This is a genomic window from Acidocella sp., assembly GCF_050253495.1.
Lineage (GTDB): Bacteria > Pseudomonadota > Alphaproteobacteria > Acetobacterales > Acetobacteraceae > Acidocella.
On sequence record NZ_JBFWIX010000010.1, the window covers coordinates 85,118 to 102,618 of the forward strand.

At 62.0% G+C, this 17,501-nt stretch carries 16 protein-coding genes; 5 read left to right on the forward strand and 11 right to left on the reverse strand.

Going from position 1 to position 17,501, the window contains the following annotated elements; all coding sequences use genetic code 11:
• Nucleotides 1-87 precede the first annotated feature (87 nt).
• From AB7D48_RS09745 to uraD, 8 genes are all read right to left on the reverse strand, one after another.
• Complete coding sequence (locus AB7D48_RS09745) at nucleotides 88-279, reverse strand: hypothetical protein (protein WP_427978274.1); 192 nt, start codon at nucleotides 277-279, stop codon at nucleotides 88-90.
• Nucleotides 280-290: 11 nt separating this feature from the next.
• Complete coding sequence (gene cydB, locus AB7D48_RS09750) at nucleotides 291-1,430, reverse strand: cytochrome d ubiquinol oxidase subunit II (protein ID WP_427978277.1); 1,140 nt, start codon at nucleotides 1,428-1,430, stop codon at nucleotides 291-293.
• Between the two features lie 15 nt (nucleotides 1,431-1,445).
• Nucleotides 1,446-3,056, reverse strand: coding sequence for a cytochrome ubiquinol oxidase subunit I (locus tag AB7D48_RS09755; RefSeq protein WP_427978279.1), 1,611 nt, complete (start codon nucleotides 3,054-3,056; stop codon nucleotides 1,446-1,448).
• Nucleotides 3,057-3,266: 210 nt separating this feature from the next.
• Complete coding sequence (gene cydC, locus AB7D48_RS09760; RefSeq protein WP_427978282.1) at nucleotides 3,267-4,946, reverse strand: thiol reductant ABC exporter subunit CydC; 1,680 nt, start codon at nucleotides 4,944-4,946, stop codon at nucleotides 3,267-3,269.
• Nucleotides 4,939-6,663, reverse strand: a complete 1,725-nt coding sequence (cydD, locus tag AB7D48_RS09765; protein WP_427978285.1) for a thiol reductant ABC exporter subunit CydD — start codon at nucleotides 6,661-6,663, stop codon at nucleotides 4,939-4,941. Before cydD ends, cydC begins: the two co-directional genes overlap by 8 nt.
• A 52-nt stretch (nucleotides 6,664-6,715) precedes the next feature.
• Complete coding sequence (puuE, locus tag AB7D48_RS09770; RefSeq protein ID WP_427978288.1) at nucleotides 6,716-7,657, reverse strand: allantoinase PuuE; 942 nt, start codon at nucleotides 7,655-7,657, stop codon at nucleotides 6,716-6,718.
• A complete protein-coding gene (locus tag AB7D48_RS09775; protein ID WP_427978290.1) occupies nucleotides 7,629-7,937 on the reverse strand; it encodes a hydroxyisourate hydrolase in 309 nt (102 codons plus the stop codon). The genes puuE and AB7D48_RS09775 overlap by 29 nt, the downstream gene beginning before the upstream one ends.
• A complete protein-coding gene (uraD, locus tag AB7D48_RS09780; RefSeq protein WP_427978291.1) occupies nucleotides 7,934-8,443 on the reverse strand; it encodes a 2-oxo-4-hydroxy-4-carboxy-5-ureidoimidazoline decarboxylase in 510 nt (169 codons plus the stop codon). The genes AB7D48_RS09775 and uraD overlap by 4 nt, the downstream gene beginning before the upstream one ends.
• 35 nt (nucleotides 8,444-8,478) lie before the next feature.
• Between uraD and AB7D48_RS09785 the strand changes: the two genes are divergently transcribed.
• From AB7D48_RS09785 to AB7D48_RS09800, 4 genes are all read left to right on the forward strand, one after another.
• A complete protein-coding gene (locus tag AB7D48_RS09785; RefSeq protein WP_427978293.1) occupies nucleotides 8,479-9,702 on the forward strand; it encodes a M20/M25/M40 family metallo-hydrolase in 1,224 nt (407 codons plus the stop codon).
• An 87-nt stretch (nucleotides 9,703-9,789) separates the two neighbouring features.
• Nucleotides 9,790-10,689 (forward strand): hypothetical protein, encoded by a 900-nt coding sequence (locus tag AB7D48_RS09790; RefSeq protein WP_427978295.1) that lies wholly within the window; start codon nucleotides 9,790-9,792, stop codon nucleotides 10,687-10,689.
• A gap of 60 nt (nucleotides 10,690-10,749) precedes the next feature.
• Nucleotides 10,750-11,091, forward strand: a complete 342-nt coding sequence (locus AB7D48_RS09795; protein WP_427978298.1) for a hypothetical protein — start codon at nucleotides 10,750-10,752, stop codon at nucleotides 11,089-11,091.
• A gap of 83 nt (nucleotides 11,092-11,174) precedes the next feature.
• A complete protein-coding gene (locus AB7D48_RS09800; protein ID WP_427978300.1) occupies nucleotides 11,175-11,618 on the forward strand; it encodes a hypothetical protein in 444 nt (147 codons plus the stop codon).
• Here AB7D48_RS09800 and AB7D48_RS09805 read toward each other — a convergent pair.
• Complete coding sequence (locus tag AB7D48_RS09805; RefSeq protein WP_427978302.1) at nucleotides 11,615-12,835, reverse strand: allantoate amidohydrolase; 1,221 nt, start codon at nucleotides 12,833-12,835, stop codon at nucleotides 11,615-11,617. The two genes, AB7D48_RS09800 and AB7D48_RS09805, sit on opposite strands and share 4 nt — an antisense overlap.
• Before the next feature lie 94 nt (nucleotides 12,836-12,929).
• Here AB7D48_RS09805 and AB7D48_RS09810 point away from each other — a divergent pair, with 94 nt between their 5' ends.
• Nucleotides 12,930-14,354 (forward strand): FAD/NAD(P)-binding protein, encoded by a 1,425-nt coding sequence (locus AB7D48_RS09810; RefSeq protein ID WP_427978304.1) that lies wholly within the window; start codon nucleotides 12,930-12,932, stop codon nucleotides 14,352-14,354.
• Between the two features lie 12 nt (nucleotides 14,355-14,366).
• On the opposite strand, the gene dld is transcribed toward AB7D48_RS09810, so the two are convergent.
• Together dld and AB7D48_RS09820 are read right to left on the reverse strand one after the other, a co-directional pair.
• The gene (dld, locus tag AB7D48_RS09815) at nucleotides 14,367-16,067 is read right to left on the reverse strand and encodes a D-lactate dehydrogenase (RefSeq protein ID WP_427978306.1); all 1,701 of its coding nucleotides are present in this window, start codon (nucleotides 16,065-16,067) and stop codon (nucleotides 14,367-14,369) included.
• A gap of 139 nt (nucleotides 16,068-16,206) precedes the next feature.
• Complete coding sequence (locus AB7D48_RS09820) at nucleotides 16,207-17,472, reverse strand: MFS transporter (RefSeq protein ID WP_427978309.1); 1,266 nt, start codon at nucleotides 17,470-17,472, stop codon at nucleotides 16,207-16,209.
• Nucleotides 17,473-17,501: the final 29 nt, after the last annotated feature.

Below are 17,501 nucleotides of genomic sequence, written 5' to 3' on the forward strand. Positions count from 1 at the left end.
TCTTCCGGGTATAAAGATAAGCGATGTAGCAAAATCCCAGATACAGGAAGGGGATGAAAACGATCAGGCTTTCCAGGTCGTGCGGCATCAGATTTCTCCGTTTCCGTCTTTCTGCTGGCTATCGAACAGTACCGCGCCGCATCCGGCGATCAGCACGATCATGACCGTGCCGACCAGCCAGGCAAAGTACCACGGGCCGTAATCGCCGGCCACCACGGCCAGGAGCAGCGCCAAAGCGAGCACCAAGGCCAAGCCGACAAAGCTGAAAAACTTACCCATTGCGTGGCTCCTTAATAGCTGTGCTCGTCGTGAACGACATGCTCGACCTTCACCTTGCCGCGCATCACGTAGAAACACCAGGACGTGTAGCAGATGATGGCGGGCGTGAAGACCAGGGCGAAGAACAGCATCCAGCCGAGATTATACTGGCTGCCGGCGGCATTCCAGACGGTGAGGCTCTGGCTGGGATTGGTGGTGGATGGCATCAGGAAGGGGAACATGCTGGCCCCTGTCGTGAAGATCGCACCGATCCAACCGAGCGCCCCGAACCACCAAGCCACGGCCGGTTTGCGCACGCTGTTCAACAATGCCGCGCCAAGCATGCCAACCACACCGAGGACGGGCAACGCCCAGAGGATGGGATAAGCCGCGTAATTATGCATCCAGGCCCCGACGACGAGCGCCACGGTCGGGCCGGTTAGCGGTGTCGCGGGGGCACCCGGATCGACCGGAGAGGTGAAGGCATAACCGGCGATATGGGCCACCCAGAACCCGCCGATGATGAACAGCACCGTGCCCACGATGCCGGCGCCGATGGCCGCCTTGCGGGCGCGGCCATAAATGGGCTCTTCGCCACGGATCATCAGCATCGTGCCGCCCTGCTGGATGGACAGCGAAAGGGACACCAAGCCGCACAGGATGGCGAAGGGGTTGAGCAGATACCAGATGAAGCTTTCATCCTGATAATACTGCCCGTCCCACCCATAGTGGAAACCGACCCCCTGTATGACGTTGCCGAAGGCCGCGCCGTACACGATCATCGGCACCGCGCCGGAGATCAGGAAGGCCCAATCCCAGGTAGCGCGCCATTTTCCGGTATCCACCTTGGAACGATATTCGAAGGCCACGGGGCGCATGATCATGCTGAACAACAGCAGGATCATCACCACGTAGAACACCGAGAAAGAGGTGGCGTAGAGGGTGGGGAAAGCGGCGAAAATCGCGCCGCCGCCCAGGATAAACCATACCTGGTTGCCGTCCCAGTGCGGGCCGATGATGTTGAGCGCCGTGCGGCGCTCCCCATCCGTTTTGCCGACGAAGCGCAGCAGGCTGCCCACGCCCATATCCATGCCGACCATCACGGCGAGGCCTGAGAGCAGAACCCCCAGCAACACCGCCCAGATCACCTTCAGGACTACGTAGATTTCCATATCACATGGTTCCTTTTACTCGGCGGGCGCGGCGAACATTGGCGCCGAACCTGCCTCCGGGGCGTCCGCCTGATGCGGTTGGGGCCCGAGGCGCGCGAATTTGAACATCAGGTACAGCTCGGCGGCGATGAAGGCGCTGTAGAGCAGCGCGAAACCGATGAGCGAGAACACCATATAGCCCACGCTATGGCTGGACGCGCCCTGGAAGGTCGGCAGCCAGCCGAATACGGACCAGGGTTGGCGACCGGCCTCGGCCGTGATCCAGCCGAACTCGCAAGCCAGAACCGGCAGCGGGATGGACCACACGCTGAGCTTCAGCAGGAACGGGTGGCGTTCCAGCCGGTTCCTCAGGCTGAAATAAGCCGCGAAGGCGAACAGTGCCACGAAGTAAAAGCCCAGCGCCATCATGATGCGGAACGCCCAGAAGGTGACGAACACGTTGGGGATGGTGTCCTTCTCCGCCTTGGCGATGATCTCACCCTGATTGGCCGGTGTGATCAGGTTTAGATTCTGGTCGGGCGCATAACGCTGTGCCAGGAACCCATAGCCCATGTCGTTCTCGTTCGCCTTGAAGGTGGCGAGCGCGGCGGGGTCACGGGTCTTGCCGTAGGCCTGCAAGGCGTTCAGCGCCGTGATGCCCTTTTCGATACGCGGTCCAGCCTGTTGTTCAAGCGAGATCAGGCCGGGGATGTTGGTATCGAAGGAATGCGCGATCAGCGGATCCAGCACGTAGGGGATACCGATCTCGGCGCGGTTGGTCTGAGTGGCTTGGTCCGGCAGGGCAAAGACCAGCCAGGGCGCGGCGGCGGCGGAACCGCCCGAATCGCTATCCTGCCACAGCCCTTCGATGGCCGCGATCTTGGTGGGTTGCACCAGATAATCCAGCCGGCCCAGCGCATCGCCCAGCGTGACGACCGCCAACGAGGAGATAATGCCGAACAGGGCCGCCATGCGGAAGGAGCGGCCCGCGAGTTCGCGATGCTGCTTGCGCAGGATGTAGAAGGCGGAAATACCCATCACGAACAGCGCGCCGGTGACAAACCCCGCGATGGAGGTGTGCACGAATTTCGCCTGTGCGTCCTGGCTGAACACGAGATTCAGGAAGGAGTCGAACTCCATGCGCATCGTGTCCGGATTGAAGGACGCCCCTTGAGGGTCCTGCATGAAGCCGTTGGCGATCAGGATCCACAAGGCTGAAAGGTTGGAGCCCAGAGCGGTCAGATAGGTCACCACCAGATGGCCTGGCTTGGAAAGCCTGTCCCAACCGAAGAACATCAAGCCGATGAAGGTGGACTCCATGAAGAAGGCCATCAGGCCTTCGATCGCCAGCGGGGTGCCGAACACGTCGCCCACGAAATGCGAGTACATGGACCAGTTGGTGCCGAACTCGAACTCCATGGTCAGGCCCGTGGCCACGCCAATGGCGAAGTTGATGCCAAAGAGCTTGCCCCAGAATTGGGTCATGTCTTTGTAAATCTGCTTACCCGTGATGACATACACGGTCTCCATGGCGGCAAGCAGGAAGGTCATGCCGAGGGTCAACGGCACGAAAAGGAAATGGTAGAGTGCCGTTAGCGCGAATTGTAGACGCGACAGATCAACGACACTCGGATCGATTAACGGCATGACCGCTCTCTCCAGTTAGTGGAAGCCTTTAACTAAACAAACCGCGTATAGAATCAATAAACCGCTCAAGGCTTGATCTCTATCAAATCCCGCCTTTCGGGCGCGGGTGTAGCCATCAGTAATGTTCATTTCAGTATTCAGCATCCTGCATGGCGAGAATGCACCCCGGCAGGGTTACCTAAAGGGGAATACGCGTCAAGATTGAAATCGTTACAGGACACGCACGGCCCGGCCGGCCCGCAGGGCGTGGACTTCGTCCATCAGTTTGAGCCCGGCGGGGCGATGCGTGATGTAAAGCACCGTGCGCCCCGCCAGGATGGGCTTGAGGTCGGCCAGGAAAGCCTGTTCGGTTTCCGTGTCCAGCCCTTCCGTTGGTTCGTCCAGGATCAGCCAGGGCGTGGATTTCAGCACCGCGCGGGCGAGTGCCACGCGCCGCGCCTGCCCGCCGGAAAGGCGCGTGCCGCCTTCTCCCACCCGGCTGTCCAGGCCACGCGGCAGCCCGCGGACGAACTCTGCGAGCTGTGCCACCTCCAGCGCGTGCCAGAGGGCGGTTTCGTCGGCCGCGCCATTGGCGAGCAGGAGATTGTCGCGAATGGTCGTGTGAAAAAGATAGCTGCGCTGAGAGATGACGGTGATATGCCGGGCCATGTCGGCGCTGCCATAGGCACGCAGGTCGTGCCCGCCGAACCACGCCTCGCCGGCCTGAAATTCATGAAAGCGTAGCAACAGGTTGATCAGGGTGGTTTTGCCGGCGCCGGTCGGGCCGACGATGCCGATATGCCGTCCGTCCGGGACGGAAAGGGTGAAGCCGTCCAGCACGGCGGACTCGTCAGGCGCATAGCGCAGCGTGATGTCCCGCAGGGCAAGCCCGAAACCTTGCGGCGCCGGGGCGGGCGCGGCCGGAGCAGGCACCGCGGGCGGCTGGTCCGCGAGCGTGAAGATACGCCGTGCGGCTTCCTTGATCTGCCCCAGAAATTGCATGGCGGCGGGCAAGGGGGCGGTGGCTTCGAACGCGGCCATGGCGCCCAGCACCAGCATGGGCACTTGCGCGGCGCCGATTCCACCCGCCTCGAACCGTTTGGCGCCGAAGATCAGGACCACCAGCAGCGTTGCATTGGCCGCGAGACCCGAAAGCGCGAGGCCGAGCCCCGTCACCTGCCCCATGCGCGCCTGGGCGGCGGCCAGCTCGGTGTTCAGTGCCGCCGCGCGGGCCCGCATGGCGGGGGCGGCGCCGAAGACCAGCAATTCCCCCATGCCTTGCAGGGCCTCGACATATTCCGTGCGCAAGGCGGCGGTCAGCCGGGTTATGTCCGCGCCGGGTTTCGCGCCTTGTTGGCTGGTGAGCACCGGGGTCAGCATGCCGTTGAGGCACAGCCCCAGGATCAGCGCCAGCGCGGCGGGCCAGGAGAAGAATGCGAAGAACGCCGCCATGATCAGCCCGGCGGCGATCGCCGCGAGCACGGGTACGAACACCCGCAGATAGAACAGGTTGAGCGTGTCGATGTCGGTGACGATGCGGTTCAGGAGGTCCGCGGCGCGCTGGGTTTGCAACACGGCCGGGGCCAGCGGCTCCAACCGCGTGTAGAACCAGACCCGCAGATCCGCCAGCAGCCGGAAGGTGGCCTCGTGCGTGACCAGCCGTTCCACATAGCGAGACCCCACGCGCAGCGTGGCGAAAAAGCGCACCATGGCCGAGGGGGTGAAGAAATTGAAACTGTTTTGCGCCGCGATGCCCGCCAGCCCCGCCAGCGCCGTGGCGGCCAGGAACCAGCCGGAGAGAGCCAAGAGGCCGAAATTGGCCAGCAGCGTTGTGGTGGCGAGCACCACCCCCCACAGCAGCCAGCCGCGCCGGGGGGAGAGCAGGCGGATCAGGCGCCAGATGTCAGACATGGATGCCCTCCTTTTGCGTCGCCACCATGTCCCGGTACGGGCCGGGTTCGGCCACCAGGCGCGCATGTGTGCCCGATTGTACAAGCCGGCCTTCCGCCAGCACCAAAATTTGGTCCGCCCGTTCCGCCACGGCCAGCCGGTGCGCGATGACGATGCTGGTCCGCCCTTGTGTCAGCGCGGCCATGGTGTCGAGAATGGCTGTTTCGGTTTCAGCATCCATGTTGGCGGTGGCTTCGTCCAGGATCAGCAGGCGGGCATCGCGCGCATAGGCGCGCGCAAGGGCGATGCGCTGGATCTCTCCGCCCGATAGCCGGGCGCCGCCCTCGCCGACATTGGTGTCCAGCTTGTCGGGCAGCGCCTTAATGAAATTATAGGCATGGGCGCGCGCGGCGGCGCCGCGCAGCGTGGCCTGATCGGCTCCCGGCAGGCCGAGGGCCAGATTGTCTCCAATACTGCCGTGGAACAGACGGGGATTTTGCGGCACCCAGGCGAGCGCGCGCCACCAGCTCTCCGGCGCGATGTCCGAGAGAAGTTGCCCGTTCACCAGGATATGCCCGGAGGTGGGGGCCAGGAAGCCAAGCAGCAGCCGTGAAAGGGTGGTTTTTCCAGCGCCGGAGGCCCCGACGATGGCCGTGGTTGTCCCCGCCGGGAAGCGCGCGGTGAAATTCTCCAGCACGGTTCGCCCGGCATAGGCAAAACCCAGCCCCTCGCAGCTGATGTCGATGGCATGGGCGGCGGCCAGCTCCGCCGTGCCGTGTTGCGGCACGGGCGCGTCGAGAATGGCGAAAATCTGCTTGGCGCTGGCGATGGCGCTCATCCGCGCATGGTAATGTACCGAAAGACCGCGCAGCGGTATGAAGAATTCCGGAGCCAGCAGCAGCACCAGAAAGGCTGGGTAGAATTCGAAATGCCCGTGAATCAGCCGCGCCCCGAACAGAACCGCCACCAGCGCGATGGCCAGCGAGGCGAAAAATTCCAACACCGCGCTGGTGAGAAACGCGATGCGCAGCCCCTCCATGGTGGTGCGGCGGTAATCGTCTGAAATGCGGGCGATGATCCCGATTTCGTCCCGTGCCCGGCCGAAGAGCTTTAGCGTGGTCAATCCTTGCAGCACATCCAGGAAATGTGTGCCGAGTTGCAGCAGCTTCTCCCATTGGCGCTGATTGATCGCCTCGGCCCGGTAGCCGACAAACACCATGAACAGCGGAATCAATGGCCCGGCGACGAGCAGGACGACACCGCTGATCCAGTCCAGCGGGAAGACCAGCGCCAGAATGGCCAGCGGTACCGCGACGCACAGATACATTTGCGGCAGGTAGCGGGAAAAATAAGGCTCCAGCGCTTCTACCCCGTCCAGCATGGCGGCGGCGGCCTCGGCGCTGGTGGTTTCTCCGGCGGGGCCGCGCGTGAAAAGTTTTTCCAGCATGGCGGCGCGCAGCCCGGCCTTGATGGCGAGGCAGGCGCGGCTGGCCAGTATTTCCGCCCCGAAGGTGAGCCCGGCGCGGAGCAGGAACAGCCCGCCGAGCGCCAGGATCCAGGGCAGCAGCGGTCCCAGCATGATGTGCCGGAAGGAGATGGCGTTCACCAGCTTCGCCAGCAGCACGGACTGGCCGATGATCACCCAGCCTGAAAACAGCCCCAGCGCGATGCTGCCATAAAGCGCGCCCCTGGCACGCCGTCCTTCGCGCATCAAACGCGGGTCTAACCGTTCACTCATGCGGGGCAGCTAACCCGCGCGGCGGGGGGCTGCCAAGACATATGTCAAATTGTCACGCCTCGGGCGGTGGAACTTGGCGCATCCATTCCCGGGCGAGGTCGATGCGTTTGGCGACCCATACATCCGGCAGACCGGTTACATAATCCAGAATCTTGCGCAGGGCCCCGATACGCGCCGGACGGCCAACGATGCGGCAATGCAGGCCGATGGAGAGCATTTTGGGGCAGGTTTCGCCTTCCAGCCGCAGCGCGTCGATGGCGTCTCTTACGTAATTGAAGAAATGCTCGCCGGTATTGAAGCCCTGCACGGCGGCGAAGCGCATGTCGTTGGTGTCCAGCGTATAAGGCAGGATCAGTTGCGGTTTACCCCAGGTGGTGTCGTAATAAGGCAGATCATCCGCGTAGGAATCCGCATCGTATATAAATCCGCCTTCCTCCACCACCAGGCGCGCGGTGTTGGGGCTGGTGCGGCCAGTGTACCAGCCGAGCGGGCGGTGGCCGGTGAGTCCAGAAATGATCTCGATGGCGCGCCGCATATGCTCGCGTTCCACATCCTCCGGCACATACTGGTAATTGATCCAGCGATAACCGTGGCTGGCGATCTCCCACCCGGATTTCAGCATCGCCTCCACCGCCGCCGGGTTGCGCTGCATCGCCAGGGCCACGCCATAAACCGTCAGCGGCAGCCCATGTTCCTCGAATAGGCGGCGGATGCGCCAGAATCCGGCCCGGCTGCCGTAATCATAGAGGCTTTCCATCGAATGGTGCCGCATGCCGGAAATTTGCGGGGCGCCGACAATTTCGGACAGAAAGGTCTCCGCCGACGAATCCCCGTGCAAAACGGAGTTTTCCGCTCCTTCCTCGTAATTCAGCACGAAGCTCAGCGCGAGCTTGGCGCCGCCGGGCCAGGAGACCCGCGGCGGGTGGCCGGCATAGCCGGTGAGATCCCGTGGGTAGGCGGGGGTATTAGCCGCCGCGATAGGTGGAATAGCCATAGGCGCTCAAGATTAAGGGGACGTGATGGTGACGCTCTGGTTCATGGACCAAAATGCGGACGGGAATGATGTCGTAGAATTCCGCCGCTTGGCGGTAGCTGGCGGCGTGGAAGCGTAGCTCATAGGCGCCGGCTGTCAGCTTTTCCGCCAGCGTGGCACGGCCTGTTTCGTCCAGCGTGATGGAAAAGCCGATATTGCCGGGGGCCTGCACATCCACCCGCATACCCGCGGCGCCGGTGCCTTTCACAATGTCCAGAACATGGGTGGTCAAGCCCTTCATGGGTTCAGATCCTGTAACCGTAGCCAGGTGATGCTGCCGATTTCCCGTAGCGCCTGGGTCTTCTCGAAATCCGGGTCATTTTCCAGCCGCTTGGCGAATGTTTCCAGAATCGTCTCCTTGCTTGGCTGCAACCGTACACAAATGATGAAGGGAAAACCGAATTTTTCCCGGTAGGTGGTGTTCAGCGCGGTGAAGCGAGCGAATTCCCCGGGGCTTAGAGCCCGTAGTCCCAGATTTTGTTGTTCGGCCCGGGAAGCTTCGGTGAGCGGCGCCGCCCTTGCCCCAAGCTCCGGGTGGGCGCGGATCAGTGCCAATTGCTCGGCGGTGGCGGCATCCTCCACCACCCGCATCATCGTGGCATGCAGAGCGCGCTTGTCTGGAAAGGGAGCCGCGGCAAAGGCACGCTCCACCACCCAGGGTGAATGTTCGAACAGGCCGAGATAGGGTCCAGCCTCAGTGATCACGTCAAACTCCGGAATATTGGCGAAAGCTGGCGGCGCCCGCATACTGGCTCCGATAGCAGCGAGGCGCAACCATATCCATGACCGACCTGACCGACCTGATCGATATGCATGAGGCCACGCGGGAGGCATTTCTGGCCCGGCTGGTGCGCCAGCCCTCGGACAATCCCCCCGGCGATTGTGCTGCCCATGCGAAGCTGACGGCGGGCTTGCTGGAGGAGTTGGGGTTCCACGTGGAACGCCACGAGGTGCCGGCGGCCTTGGTGAAGGCGCACGGCATGGTGAGCTGCACCAATCTCATCGTGCGCCATGGTTTTGGTCCTGGCCCGACCATCGCGCTGAATGCCCATGGCGATGTGGTATCCCCCGGCGAGGGCTGGAGCGTTGACCCGTATGGCGCGGAAATCCGCGAGGGTTGGATGTATGGGCGCGGCGCGGCGGTCTCGAAATCCGATATCTGCTCCTACGCTTTCGCGCTGAAGGCGCTGAAGGAGAGCGGGCTGGCGCTGAACGGCACAATTGAGCTGCACATTACCTATGACGAAGAGACCGGCGGGGAGATTGGCCCCGGTTGGTTGCTGGCCGAGGGTATCACCAAGCCGGACGGCGCGATTGCCGCGGGGTTCTCCTACAATGTCGTCACCGCGCATAATGGCTGTTTGCATCTGGAGGTGACGGTGCTGGGCCGCTCCGCCCATGCCGCCAAGCCGGAGACGGGCATTGACGCCTTGCAGGCCGCCACCGCCGTGCTGAATGCGCTTTATGCGGAGCGGGCGCGGCTGCGCGGGCAGGTTTCCGCCATTGCCGGCATCGGCGCGCCGGGGTTGACGGTGGGGCTGATCTCGGGCGGCATCAATACCAACGTCGTGCCGGACAAGGTGACGCTCCGGCTGGACCGGCGCATTACCCCGGATGAGGACCCGGCCGCCGTGGAGGCGGGGCTGCGGGCGTTGATCGAGCAGGCGGTTGCGGCGGTTGCGGGGGCGAAGCTGGAGATCAAGCGCATCCTGCTGGCCTTGCCGTTGACGCCGCTGGTGGGGACGGACAGGCTGGCCGAGGTGCTGACAAGGCGCGGCACGGAGATTTTTGGTGAGAGTATCGGCACCACCGGCATGCCGCTTTACACCGATGCCCGCCACTATGCCGCCGCCGGCGTGCCGATCGTGCTCTATGGTGCCGGGCCGCGTACCATAGAGGAGGCGAATGCCCATCGCGCGGATGAGCGGTTGCCCTTGGCGGATTTGCACCGGGCGACGAAGGTGCTGGCACTGGCGCTGGCGGATTTGTTGCAACAAAGCAAGTAAGCGGCGCGTGGCATTGCCAATGTGGACCGTTGTGTACATGGTTGAATCCATCGCCGGAACAACAATTGAGTACGATGTGGTGCCGTAATGGGTTCCGGTCGTGTAAGCCCGGCCACGCCGAATTTGAGTTTCGGGCCCTATGCGAACCAGGCCGAGGCGACAATTTGTATTCAGCGTTTCATCGATACCGGTTTCGCGCCGGATACGGCCAGGGGGTTTGGGATTATCTGGGCGGAACCGGCGGGGGCCATAATGTTGCGTCCGGCTGCACTGGACCAGGAAGATCAGATTGGACCTTCCCTGCTGGTGCAATGGCACGGCACGGTGCAGCCGGAAGTGCCGAAGGGCATGGTGTGGCAAAGTATCGAAGATGCGGTGCGTGGCGTGTATGAGAAAATCGGCCAGGGAGTACATGCCTTCAGCCGCTCGCTCGATAGCACGCAGGCAATGCTGCAGCGGAATGATTCCAATCCCTATGCCGCGGCCATGCAGGCGGATGGGGAAGCCGGGGTGGATGGATTGATCGCCCTGCGTTCTGCTTGGCGTTGGGCGGAGAAGGAGTTGGCGGCGCCCCCGAAGATTGCCGCCGGTGCCTCTTTTGCATTGGATGCCGTGGCGGTGGTGACTGGTCTAGTGGGGGGGTTGCTTTTCCCGGAAATGGCGGGCGTTGTCGGTGTAGCGGCTATGCTCGGCGCGGTGACAGCGACAGGTGCCGCCATTCTGTTGGCTGGGGCGGATGGTGGGGATGTTTATTACCTCGCAATCAAGGATAATGAGGCCGCAGCGGTCAAATGGGATGATTCGCCCTTTGTGCGGCGCACACAGTTGATCGCGCCGCTGCTGGCGTTACCGGATGCGGTGCGTGGTGGCGTGGGCGTGGTCAGGGATATTGGCAAGGCGAATGACGGCCTGCGCGCGGCCCAGGTTGGTGTGACACAGGCGGTGGGTAAGGTGGACCAAGCGGCGACCAAGCTGGCCGACCAGTAGGCGGCAAATGCGGCGAAGGCCAAAATTTACAAGAGTGACCGGCAGAAGCTACACGATCTGGTGACACGCCAGCAGAACGCCGCGAAAAGACTGAGGAAAGCCAACAAGATTCTTGAAGAGGCGAAAGAGGAGCTAAAGGCAATTCTGATTGAGAAATCCTGGCCGGATATGCCTGGGCTGTTCAGTGCCGCTGGTGGCACGGGGGTTTATATAGGCAATAGCCCCGTTTTGACTAAACGCTCCTCCGCACAGGAAGAGAAGCAGGAAATCGCGAGGTGGCCAAAAAAAGCCGGTGGAGTATCTGGCGCCCCACCAGGGGAAGGCGATGCATGGCAATATGCCGCATTATATCTCCTGCGGTATCGTGGTAAGCTCGCCACTCAGACACGGGGCCAGAAATGAATAGGCACAAGTCGAAACGCCAGATGCCGGGCAATCGGCTGCCCGGCATTCCGGGCAATGCGCGCTTTGCCAGCGCCGGGGTTATGAGCGGAATCCTTTTCATTTTTGTTGCGCTGGGTGCCGATTATTCAGTTTATACCGATAACCCGGCCGATTATTTCGGGGTTTTGGCGCCGTTATTGATTCCGGTTGTACTTATAACAACGGCGTTCGCATGGCTGCTGAACACGGGCAAGCTGGTCTTCGTGAAGCTGTTCAGGACGCTGGCGGTGCTTGTCAGCGCGGCCTATGTGGGGGTGATTCTGCTGGGTATTTTCGAGTTGCTTTATTACAAATGGGACCGACCGGTGATCGCGGCGATCGGCCTCATCATGCTTGTCATGTTCTCGCCCGCGCAATTCCTGATGTGGCGGGATTTGCGCCGGTGCCGTTGGCTGGATCCGGACTCCTTGCCCGACGAATGGGAGGTCGCCGCGATCCGCGATCCAAACTCAATCAACTACAAGCGGCCGAAGAAGAAAGGCTAGGCGGCCAGCCTCTCCAGAAACCCCAGCATCACATGCGCCGCCGCGTCCACATCCGCCATTTCCACATGCTCCGCCGGGTTGTGGCTCACCCCGGCGCGGCAGCGGATGAACAGCATCGTCACCGGGCAGAGGGCGGCCATGCTCATGGCGTCGTGCCCGGCGCCGGAGGCGAGGGTGAAGGGGCGGTGGCCCAGGCTGGCGATGGCGTCTGCCAGCACTGTTTGCGCGGTTTCATCGCACAGGCAGGGGGCAAGCTGCTGTACACGCTTCACCTGCAGGCCGATGCCGCGCCGGGCGCAAATCTCCACCAGCCCGTCGCGGAATTTCCGCTCCGCCGCATCCCGCGTCTCGGCCAGGGGGGCGCGTAGATCGACCGAGAACAGGCATTCGCCGGGGATGACGTTCCCCACGCCGGGTTTGACGGCAATTGCTCCCACCGTGCCGACGATTTGCGCCGTGCTGGCGATGCGCTCCACCAGTAGAACAGCCTCGGCGGCGGCGGCCAGCGCGTCCCGGCGCAACCCCATCGGCGTGGTGCCGGCATGGTTGGCCATGCCGGAGAGCGTTACGGAAAGCCGCGTCTGCGCCGCGATGCCGGTGACGATGCCGACGGGCAGATTTTCCGCCTCCAGCACCGGACCTTGCTCGATATGCGGCTCGAAATAGAGGAACACATCGTCCCGGTGCGGCGGTGTCCGCAATGTCGCCGGGTCCAGCCCGAAGGCGCGCATGGCCTCGCCCATGGTGACGCCGCTCTCATCCTTCAAACTGGTTGGATCGTCCTTCAGCGTGCCAGAGATATAGCGGCTGCCGACCATGGAGGCGTGAAAGCGCGAGCCTTCCTCATCCCCAAAGGCGAGAATTTCGATGGAAAAAGGCAGGCGCTTACCCTGGCGCGCCAGCTCTTCCACCACGCCAAGCCCGAGCATTACCCCCAGGGCGCCATCGTAGGCGCCGCCATCGCGCACGCTGTCGATATGCGAGCCGATGAGCAGGGTTCTGGGGCCCGTACCTTCATACCGGCCGATCAGCGTGCCTGCCGCGTCCAGCCGTGCCCTCATGCCGGCGGTTTCCATCCAGCCGGTCAGCGTATCCAGCGCGGCACGGTGCGCCGAGGTGAGAAAGCGCCGGGTCAGGCCCTCCGCTTCCTCACTATAGGGCGGGCTCTTGAACAGATTGCACCGGGAAACGGCTTTTTCACCCAAGGAGGCGGACATGCGGCAAACCTACAAGGAGAAACAGATTGCCCGCAATGCGGGGGCTGGGTAGCATCGACCTCCGGATGTTGTGCGAACGCAAGGTGGGCTGAAGATGGATCAGGTGAGTCAACCACGGGCCGGGGCGCTGACGGCATTGTCGGCCAGGGTGCGGCACGATCTGGAATGTCTCGATTACCCCGCCCGGTCATGGGTACGCTCCCATGGCAGCCCGGAGGGCCATGTGTACGATGTGCTGATCATTGGTGGCGGGCAGAGCGGGCTGGTGGCCGCCTTTGGGCTGATGCGCGAGAAGGTGGGCAATATCCTGATCGTCGATGAAAACCCGGCCGGGCGGGAGGGCCCCTGGGTCACCTATGCCCGCATGGTGACGCTGCGCACGCCGAAACATTTGATCAGCGTGGATCTCGGAGTGCCGTCTCTCACCTTTCGCGCCTGGTGGGAGGCGCAATATGGCGCCGAAGGCTGGGAAGCCTTGGGTAAGATCCCGCGTGGGGAGTGGATGCGTTATCTTGTCTGGTATCGCGAGACGCTGGATATTCCGGTGCGCAACGAGGTCAAGGCCATGCTGATTGAACCCGTTGAGCGTGGGTTGTTCCGGGTTCGTGTGGAAGGGGCGGGCGCGCCGGAGAGTGGGGCCTTCCTGGCCAGGAAAGTGGTGCTGGCCACCGGCATTCAGGGCGGGGGCGAGTGGCATACGCCCGATTTCATCAAGGCCTTGCCGAAAAGATGCTACGCCCATACCTCCGAAGCGGTGGATTATGCCGCGATGCGGAGCAAAAAGATTGGGATTTTAGGCGGGGGCGCCTCGGCATTCGACAATGCGCAATTCGCGTTGAACGAGGGCGTGGGGGAGGCGCATATATTCATCCGCAAACCCGCTTTGCCGAGGATCAATCCCATCCGATTCATGGAGAATGCCGGATTCCTGGGGCATTTCTCGGATTTGAACGATGCCCAGCGTTACGAGGGTATCGACCATTTTCTCTCCCATAACCAACCGCCCACGAACGACACCTTCAACCGCGCGGCGGCCTATGAGGGGTTTGCATTTCATCCCGGCGAGCCCTGGCTTGCCGTGAAGGAGGGGGCGGCGGGCGTGGAGGTGACCACACCGAAGGGGGTTTATCAGTTCGATTTCCTGGTGCTGTCCACCGGGCTGTTGACCGATGCGAGGCTGCGCCCGGAATTGGCGCTGCTGGCCGGGGACATTGCTTGCTGGCGCGATAAATATCAACCGCCGCGGTCCAACAAGCTGATCGACGATCATCCGTATCTGAAGCCGGATTTCGCCTTCACGGCTAAAACGGCGCAAGGTGAGGACAAGCTGCACGGCCTGTTCAATTTCAACTATGCGGCGTTGGCCAGCCTCGGATTGTCCGGCGCGGCGTTGTCGGGCATGAAATTCGCCGCGCCCAAGCTGGTTTATGGCATCGTCTCGCAGCTTTTCGTGGATGACGCGCCGGATATTCTCGCTGATTACAAGGCTTATGCGGAAGAAGAGTTCACGGGCGCATGAGCGGCCGCGGATTCATGTCTGTTGGTCTTCGCCCCAGCAATAAAGCTTGCTGGTTTTGCCGATGCCCGGGTTGAAACAATTGCACGGGTCCAGCGCGCGGTAATGCGCGGCGAGATCCGGCTTGGCGTAATAAAGATGGCCGACATTATGCTCCGCCGGGTATTCCGCCCCGCGCGTATCGAGCAGTTGCCACATTTTATGCTCGATCTCGATCGGGTCGTGGCCTTTCGCCACCACATAATCCTGGTGGAACACGTGGCAGAAGAAATGCCCGTAATAGAGCTTGTGCAGGATCGGTTCCTCGATCTGGCGGGGCAAATGCTCGACCCAATCCCGATCGTCGCGGCGCAGGGCGATGTCCAGCGCCACGATGTCTGAAACCTCCTGGGCGTGCATGGTGCGGTAACGCACCGCCGCCCCCGCCACGGCGAAACGATGCAGGAAGGCTTTCGATCCTTCCTCGGCCGTGCATTCAAAAAAATTTCCGTCGGCGGAAGGAAAGATTGTGCCTAGATAAGCCCGTGCTTCTTCGATGCCATCGCCCGCCATTTTCAGCAATAGATGGTGTTCATATTTGTCCCGGTAATCCAGCATCCGCTTGGGCAGGTGCTGAGGAAACAGGCGGCTGGCCGCCTGCATCAGCTTATCGCCGAGGGATTCCGGAAAAATCCCGAAGCGGCTGATGAACCCGTCGAACTTCGCCTTCCAGCTGAAGAGGCGCGGCAGCCTGTCCGTGCCCAGCTTCTCGATGGCGATGAATGTATCCTTGCCGTAAATTTCCGCGATGTTGAACGCGTCGCGGTGAATATATTCGCCCGCCACGGGGAGGGATCCGAAATTCCCAAGAATATGCCGGCGGATTTGTGTCAGCTCGTCGGGATTGTTGGTGCCGATATAGAATACAGCGTTGCGGGCGTCGCTAGGAAATGTGTCCAGTCGCACGGCGAACATCATCACCTTGCCCGCGCTGCCCGCCGATTCATAAAGTCGGCGTGGATCGGCATTGAAGCGGGCGGGGGTTGGCGCGTCGATCTTGCGTATATGCTCGGCGTAATCAGGGTCGGAGGCGGCACGGCCTTCAGGGTGTTCGATGTCGGTGGCGCTGAACGTCCCAGCCTCCAGCTTCGCCAGCATCGTTTCCGGATCGTTGCCCAGTTGCACGCCGAGATGATTGATCAGTTCGATCCCGCCGGTCTCGTTCACCCGTGCATACAGGGTGAGCTGCGTGAAGGCTGGCCCGCGCCGGATCAGGGCCCCGCCGGAGTTGTTGGCGATGCCTCCAAATACCGAGGCGCCCAGGCAGGAAGAGCCGATCACTGAATGAGGCTCGCGTTTGAGGGGGCGCAGCGCCTGTTCAAGCTGGAACAAGGTGGCGCCCGGCAGGCAGACCACTTGACGGCCCTCTTCGATCAGATGGATTTTCGCCATCCGTGACGTGCTGACGATGACGATGGGCCGGTCATAATCCGCGCCATCCGGGGTGGAGCCGCCGGTCAGCCCGGTATTGGAGGCTTGCGGGATGATGATGACCCCGGCGGCGTGGCAGGCTTTCAATACCCGCCATTGCTCCACAAGGTTGCCAGGTTCCACCACGGCCAGAACCGGGCCGTTTCCAAACCGGAACCCCTTGCGGAAGCGGGCCGTGTCCCGTTCTTCAGTGAACATGTGGGCGTTGCCCACGATGCCGCGCAATGTTTCGGTGAGGTCGGTCATGGTGTTATTCCCTTAGGCTGCCACGGTAAAAGATGACGGTGCGGCAGAAACTCTCGTCAAGCGATGCCAGAATACACCGCCATGCGGGTTCTGGCATCTTGTCTGGCCGGGTTATGAGATACCGTACCTCCGGTACGGATTACTCGGCGATGCCATATTTGGCCGGGATTGCCTCTTCGGACGGTAGCGTGGCGCGCATCGCGACCAGATTGACGACTAGCCCCAGGACCGAAAGCACCGCCATCAGCCAGAAAACGCCGGACCAGCCGAGCGAGGGCACCAGGACGGAGGAGACAATCGGCCCGATGGCGCTGGTGGAGTTGGAGATCACCCCCATGCCAAAAGCGCCGGCGCCGACGGTGGCCATCGGGAAGACGCTGGCTGGCGTTGCCCAGAAATTCGGCGGAATGGCCATCATGAAGGAAATGACGATGGCGGAAAACAGGAACAGCGAATAGGAAACCGGCGCCAGATAGAGCACCATCAAGGCTCCGGCCGCCATGATGAGGTTGGCGATGCTGATAATCTTCAGCCGCGCATTCACAACCCCGCGGTTGGTGGTCTGGTGCTTGGCCAGCCGGTCGCCAAGCAGCGCGCCGATGACGGCGGAGAAAAAGCCGACAATACCCCAGATGAACATGATATGGCTGACTTGATTCACCTTATAACCAAGATGGAAGCCATAAGCGGGCATGAAGCCGCCAACGCTGAACAGAGTCCAGGTCAGCGGAATTTGTACGATCCCCATGATCCAGGTCATTGGCAAAGACCAGGCGCTTGCATGCCCCTTGTCCTTGGCGGCGTGAATTTGCTGCACCAGATGCTTGGCGTCCCGCGCGAAGATGAAATAAATCGCGGCGCCGCCCAGCATGATCAGGCCGGTGATTTCATACAACGCTTGCCAGCCAAACCGGGCCAGGCTGCTGGTGATCAGGCCGCCCAGCGCCCCGCCAAGGGTGATGGCGCCCAGCATCGCGCCAAGCGAAATGCCGCGCTGGCTGGGCCGGAACCAGCCGGAAAGTTGAATGGAAAACAAGGCGATGATCATGATGACGAGGCCTTGGGAAAAGCGCATCAACGTGAACAGCCACAACGAGTGGGTGAGCGGCATCAGAACCGGCATCAGCATCTGAGGCACAATCAACAGTGCCTGCGCCACGAATACGCCAAGGCGAATACGTGTATCGAACACGCCGCCATGACCTAGAAAGAACGCGATGAACAGCCCGATCGAAAAGGCATCGACGCCATAGGTGGTGAGCGTCCCGACGGGAATACCGATTGTCTTGGCAATTTCAGGCGCGCCAAGGCCAAAGGCCGTCAAGGAAATAAAGCTGGTGGACATGACGATGGCGGTGATCAGCGCCATGACCCAGCGATAGGGTGAATTATAATTTGGGGACATTGGTTTCCACGTCTTTCCTTGAATCGTTT

Coding starts and splice junctions, on each gene's coding strand:
- AB7D48_RS09745 (WP_427978274.1), bottom strand. CDS start 279: ATGGGTAAGTTTTTCAGCTTTGTCGGCTTGGCCTTGGTGCTCGCTTTG.
- cydB (WP_427978277.1), bottom strand. CDS start 1,430: ATGGAAATCTACGTAGTCCTGAAGGTGATCTGGGCGGTGTTGCTGGGG.
- AB7D48_RS09755 (WP_427978279.1), bottom strand. CDS start 3,056: ATGCCGTTAATCGATCCGAGTGTCGTTGATCTGTCGCGTCTACAATTC.
- cydC (WP_427978282.1), bottom strand. CDS start 4,946: ATGTCTGACATCTGGCGCCTGATCCGCCTGCTCTCCCCCCGGCGCGGC.
- cydD (WP_427978285.1), bottom strand. CDS start 6,663: ATGAGTGAACGGTTAGACCCGCGTTTGATGCGCGAAGGACGGCGTGCC.
- puuE (WP_427978288.1), bottom strand. CDS start 7,657: ATGGCTATTCCACCTATCGCGGCGGCTAATACCCCCGCCTACCCACGG.
- AB7D48_RS09775 (WP_427978290.1), bottom strand. CDS start 7,937: ATGAAGGGCTTGACCACCCATGTTCTGGACATTGTGAAAGGCACCGGC.
- uraD (WP_427978291.1), bottom strand. CDS start 8,443: ATGCGGGCGCCGCCAGCTTTCGCCAATATTCCGGAGTTTGACGTGATC.
- AB7D48_RS09785 (WP_427978293.1), top strand. CDS start 8,479: ATGACCGACCTGACCGACCTGATCGATATGCATGAGGCCACGCGGGAG.
- AB7D48_RS09790 (WP_427978295.1), top strand. CDS start 9,790: ATGGGTTCCGGTCGTGTAAGCCCGGCCACGCCGAATTTGAGTTTCGGG.
- AB7D48_RS09800 (WP_427978300.1), top strand. CDS start 11,175: ATGAGCGGAATCCTTTTCATTTTTGTTGCGCTGGGTGCCGATTATTCA.
- AB7D48_RS09805 (WP_427978302.1), bottom strand. CDS start 12,835: ATGTCCGCCTCCTTGGGTGAAAAAGCCGTTTCCCGGTGCAATCTGTTC.
- AB7D48_RS09810 (WP_427978304.1), top strand. CDS start 12,930: ATGGATCAGGTGAGTCAACCACGGGCCGGGGCGCTGACGGCATTGTCG.
- dld (WP_427978306.1), bottom strand. CDS start 16,067: ATGACCGACCTCACCGAAACATTGCGCGGCATCGTGGGCAACGCCCAC.
- AB7D48_RS09820 (WP_427978309.1), bottom strand. CDS start 17,472: ATGTCCCCAAATTATAATTCACCCTATCGCTGGGTCATGGCGCTGATC.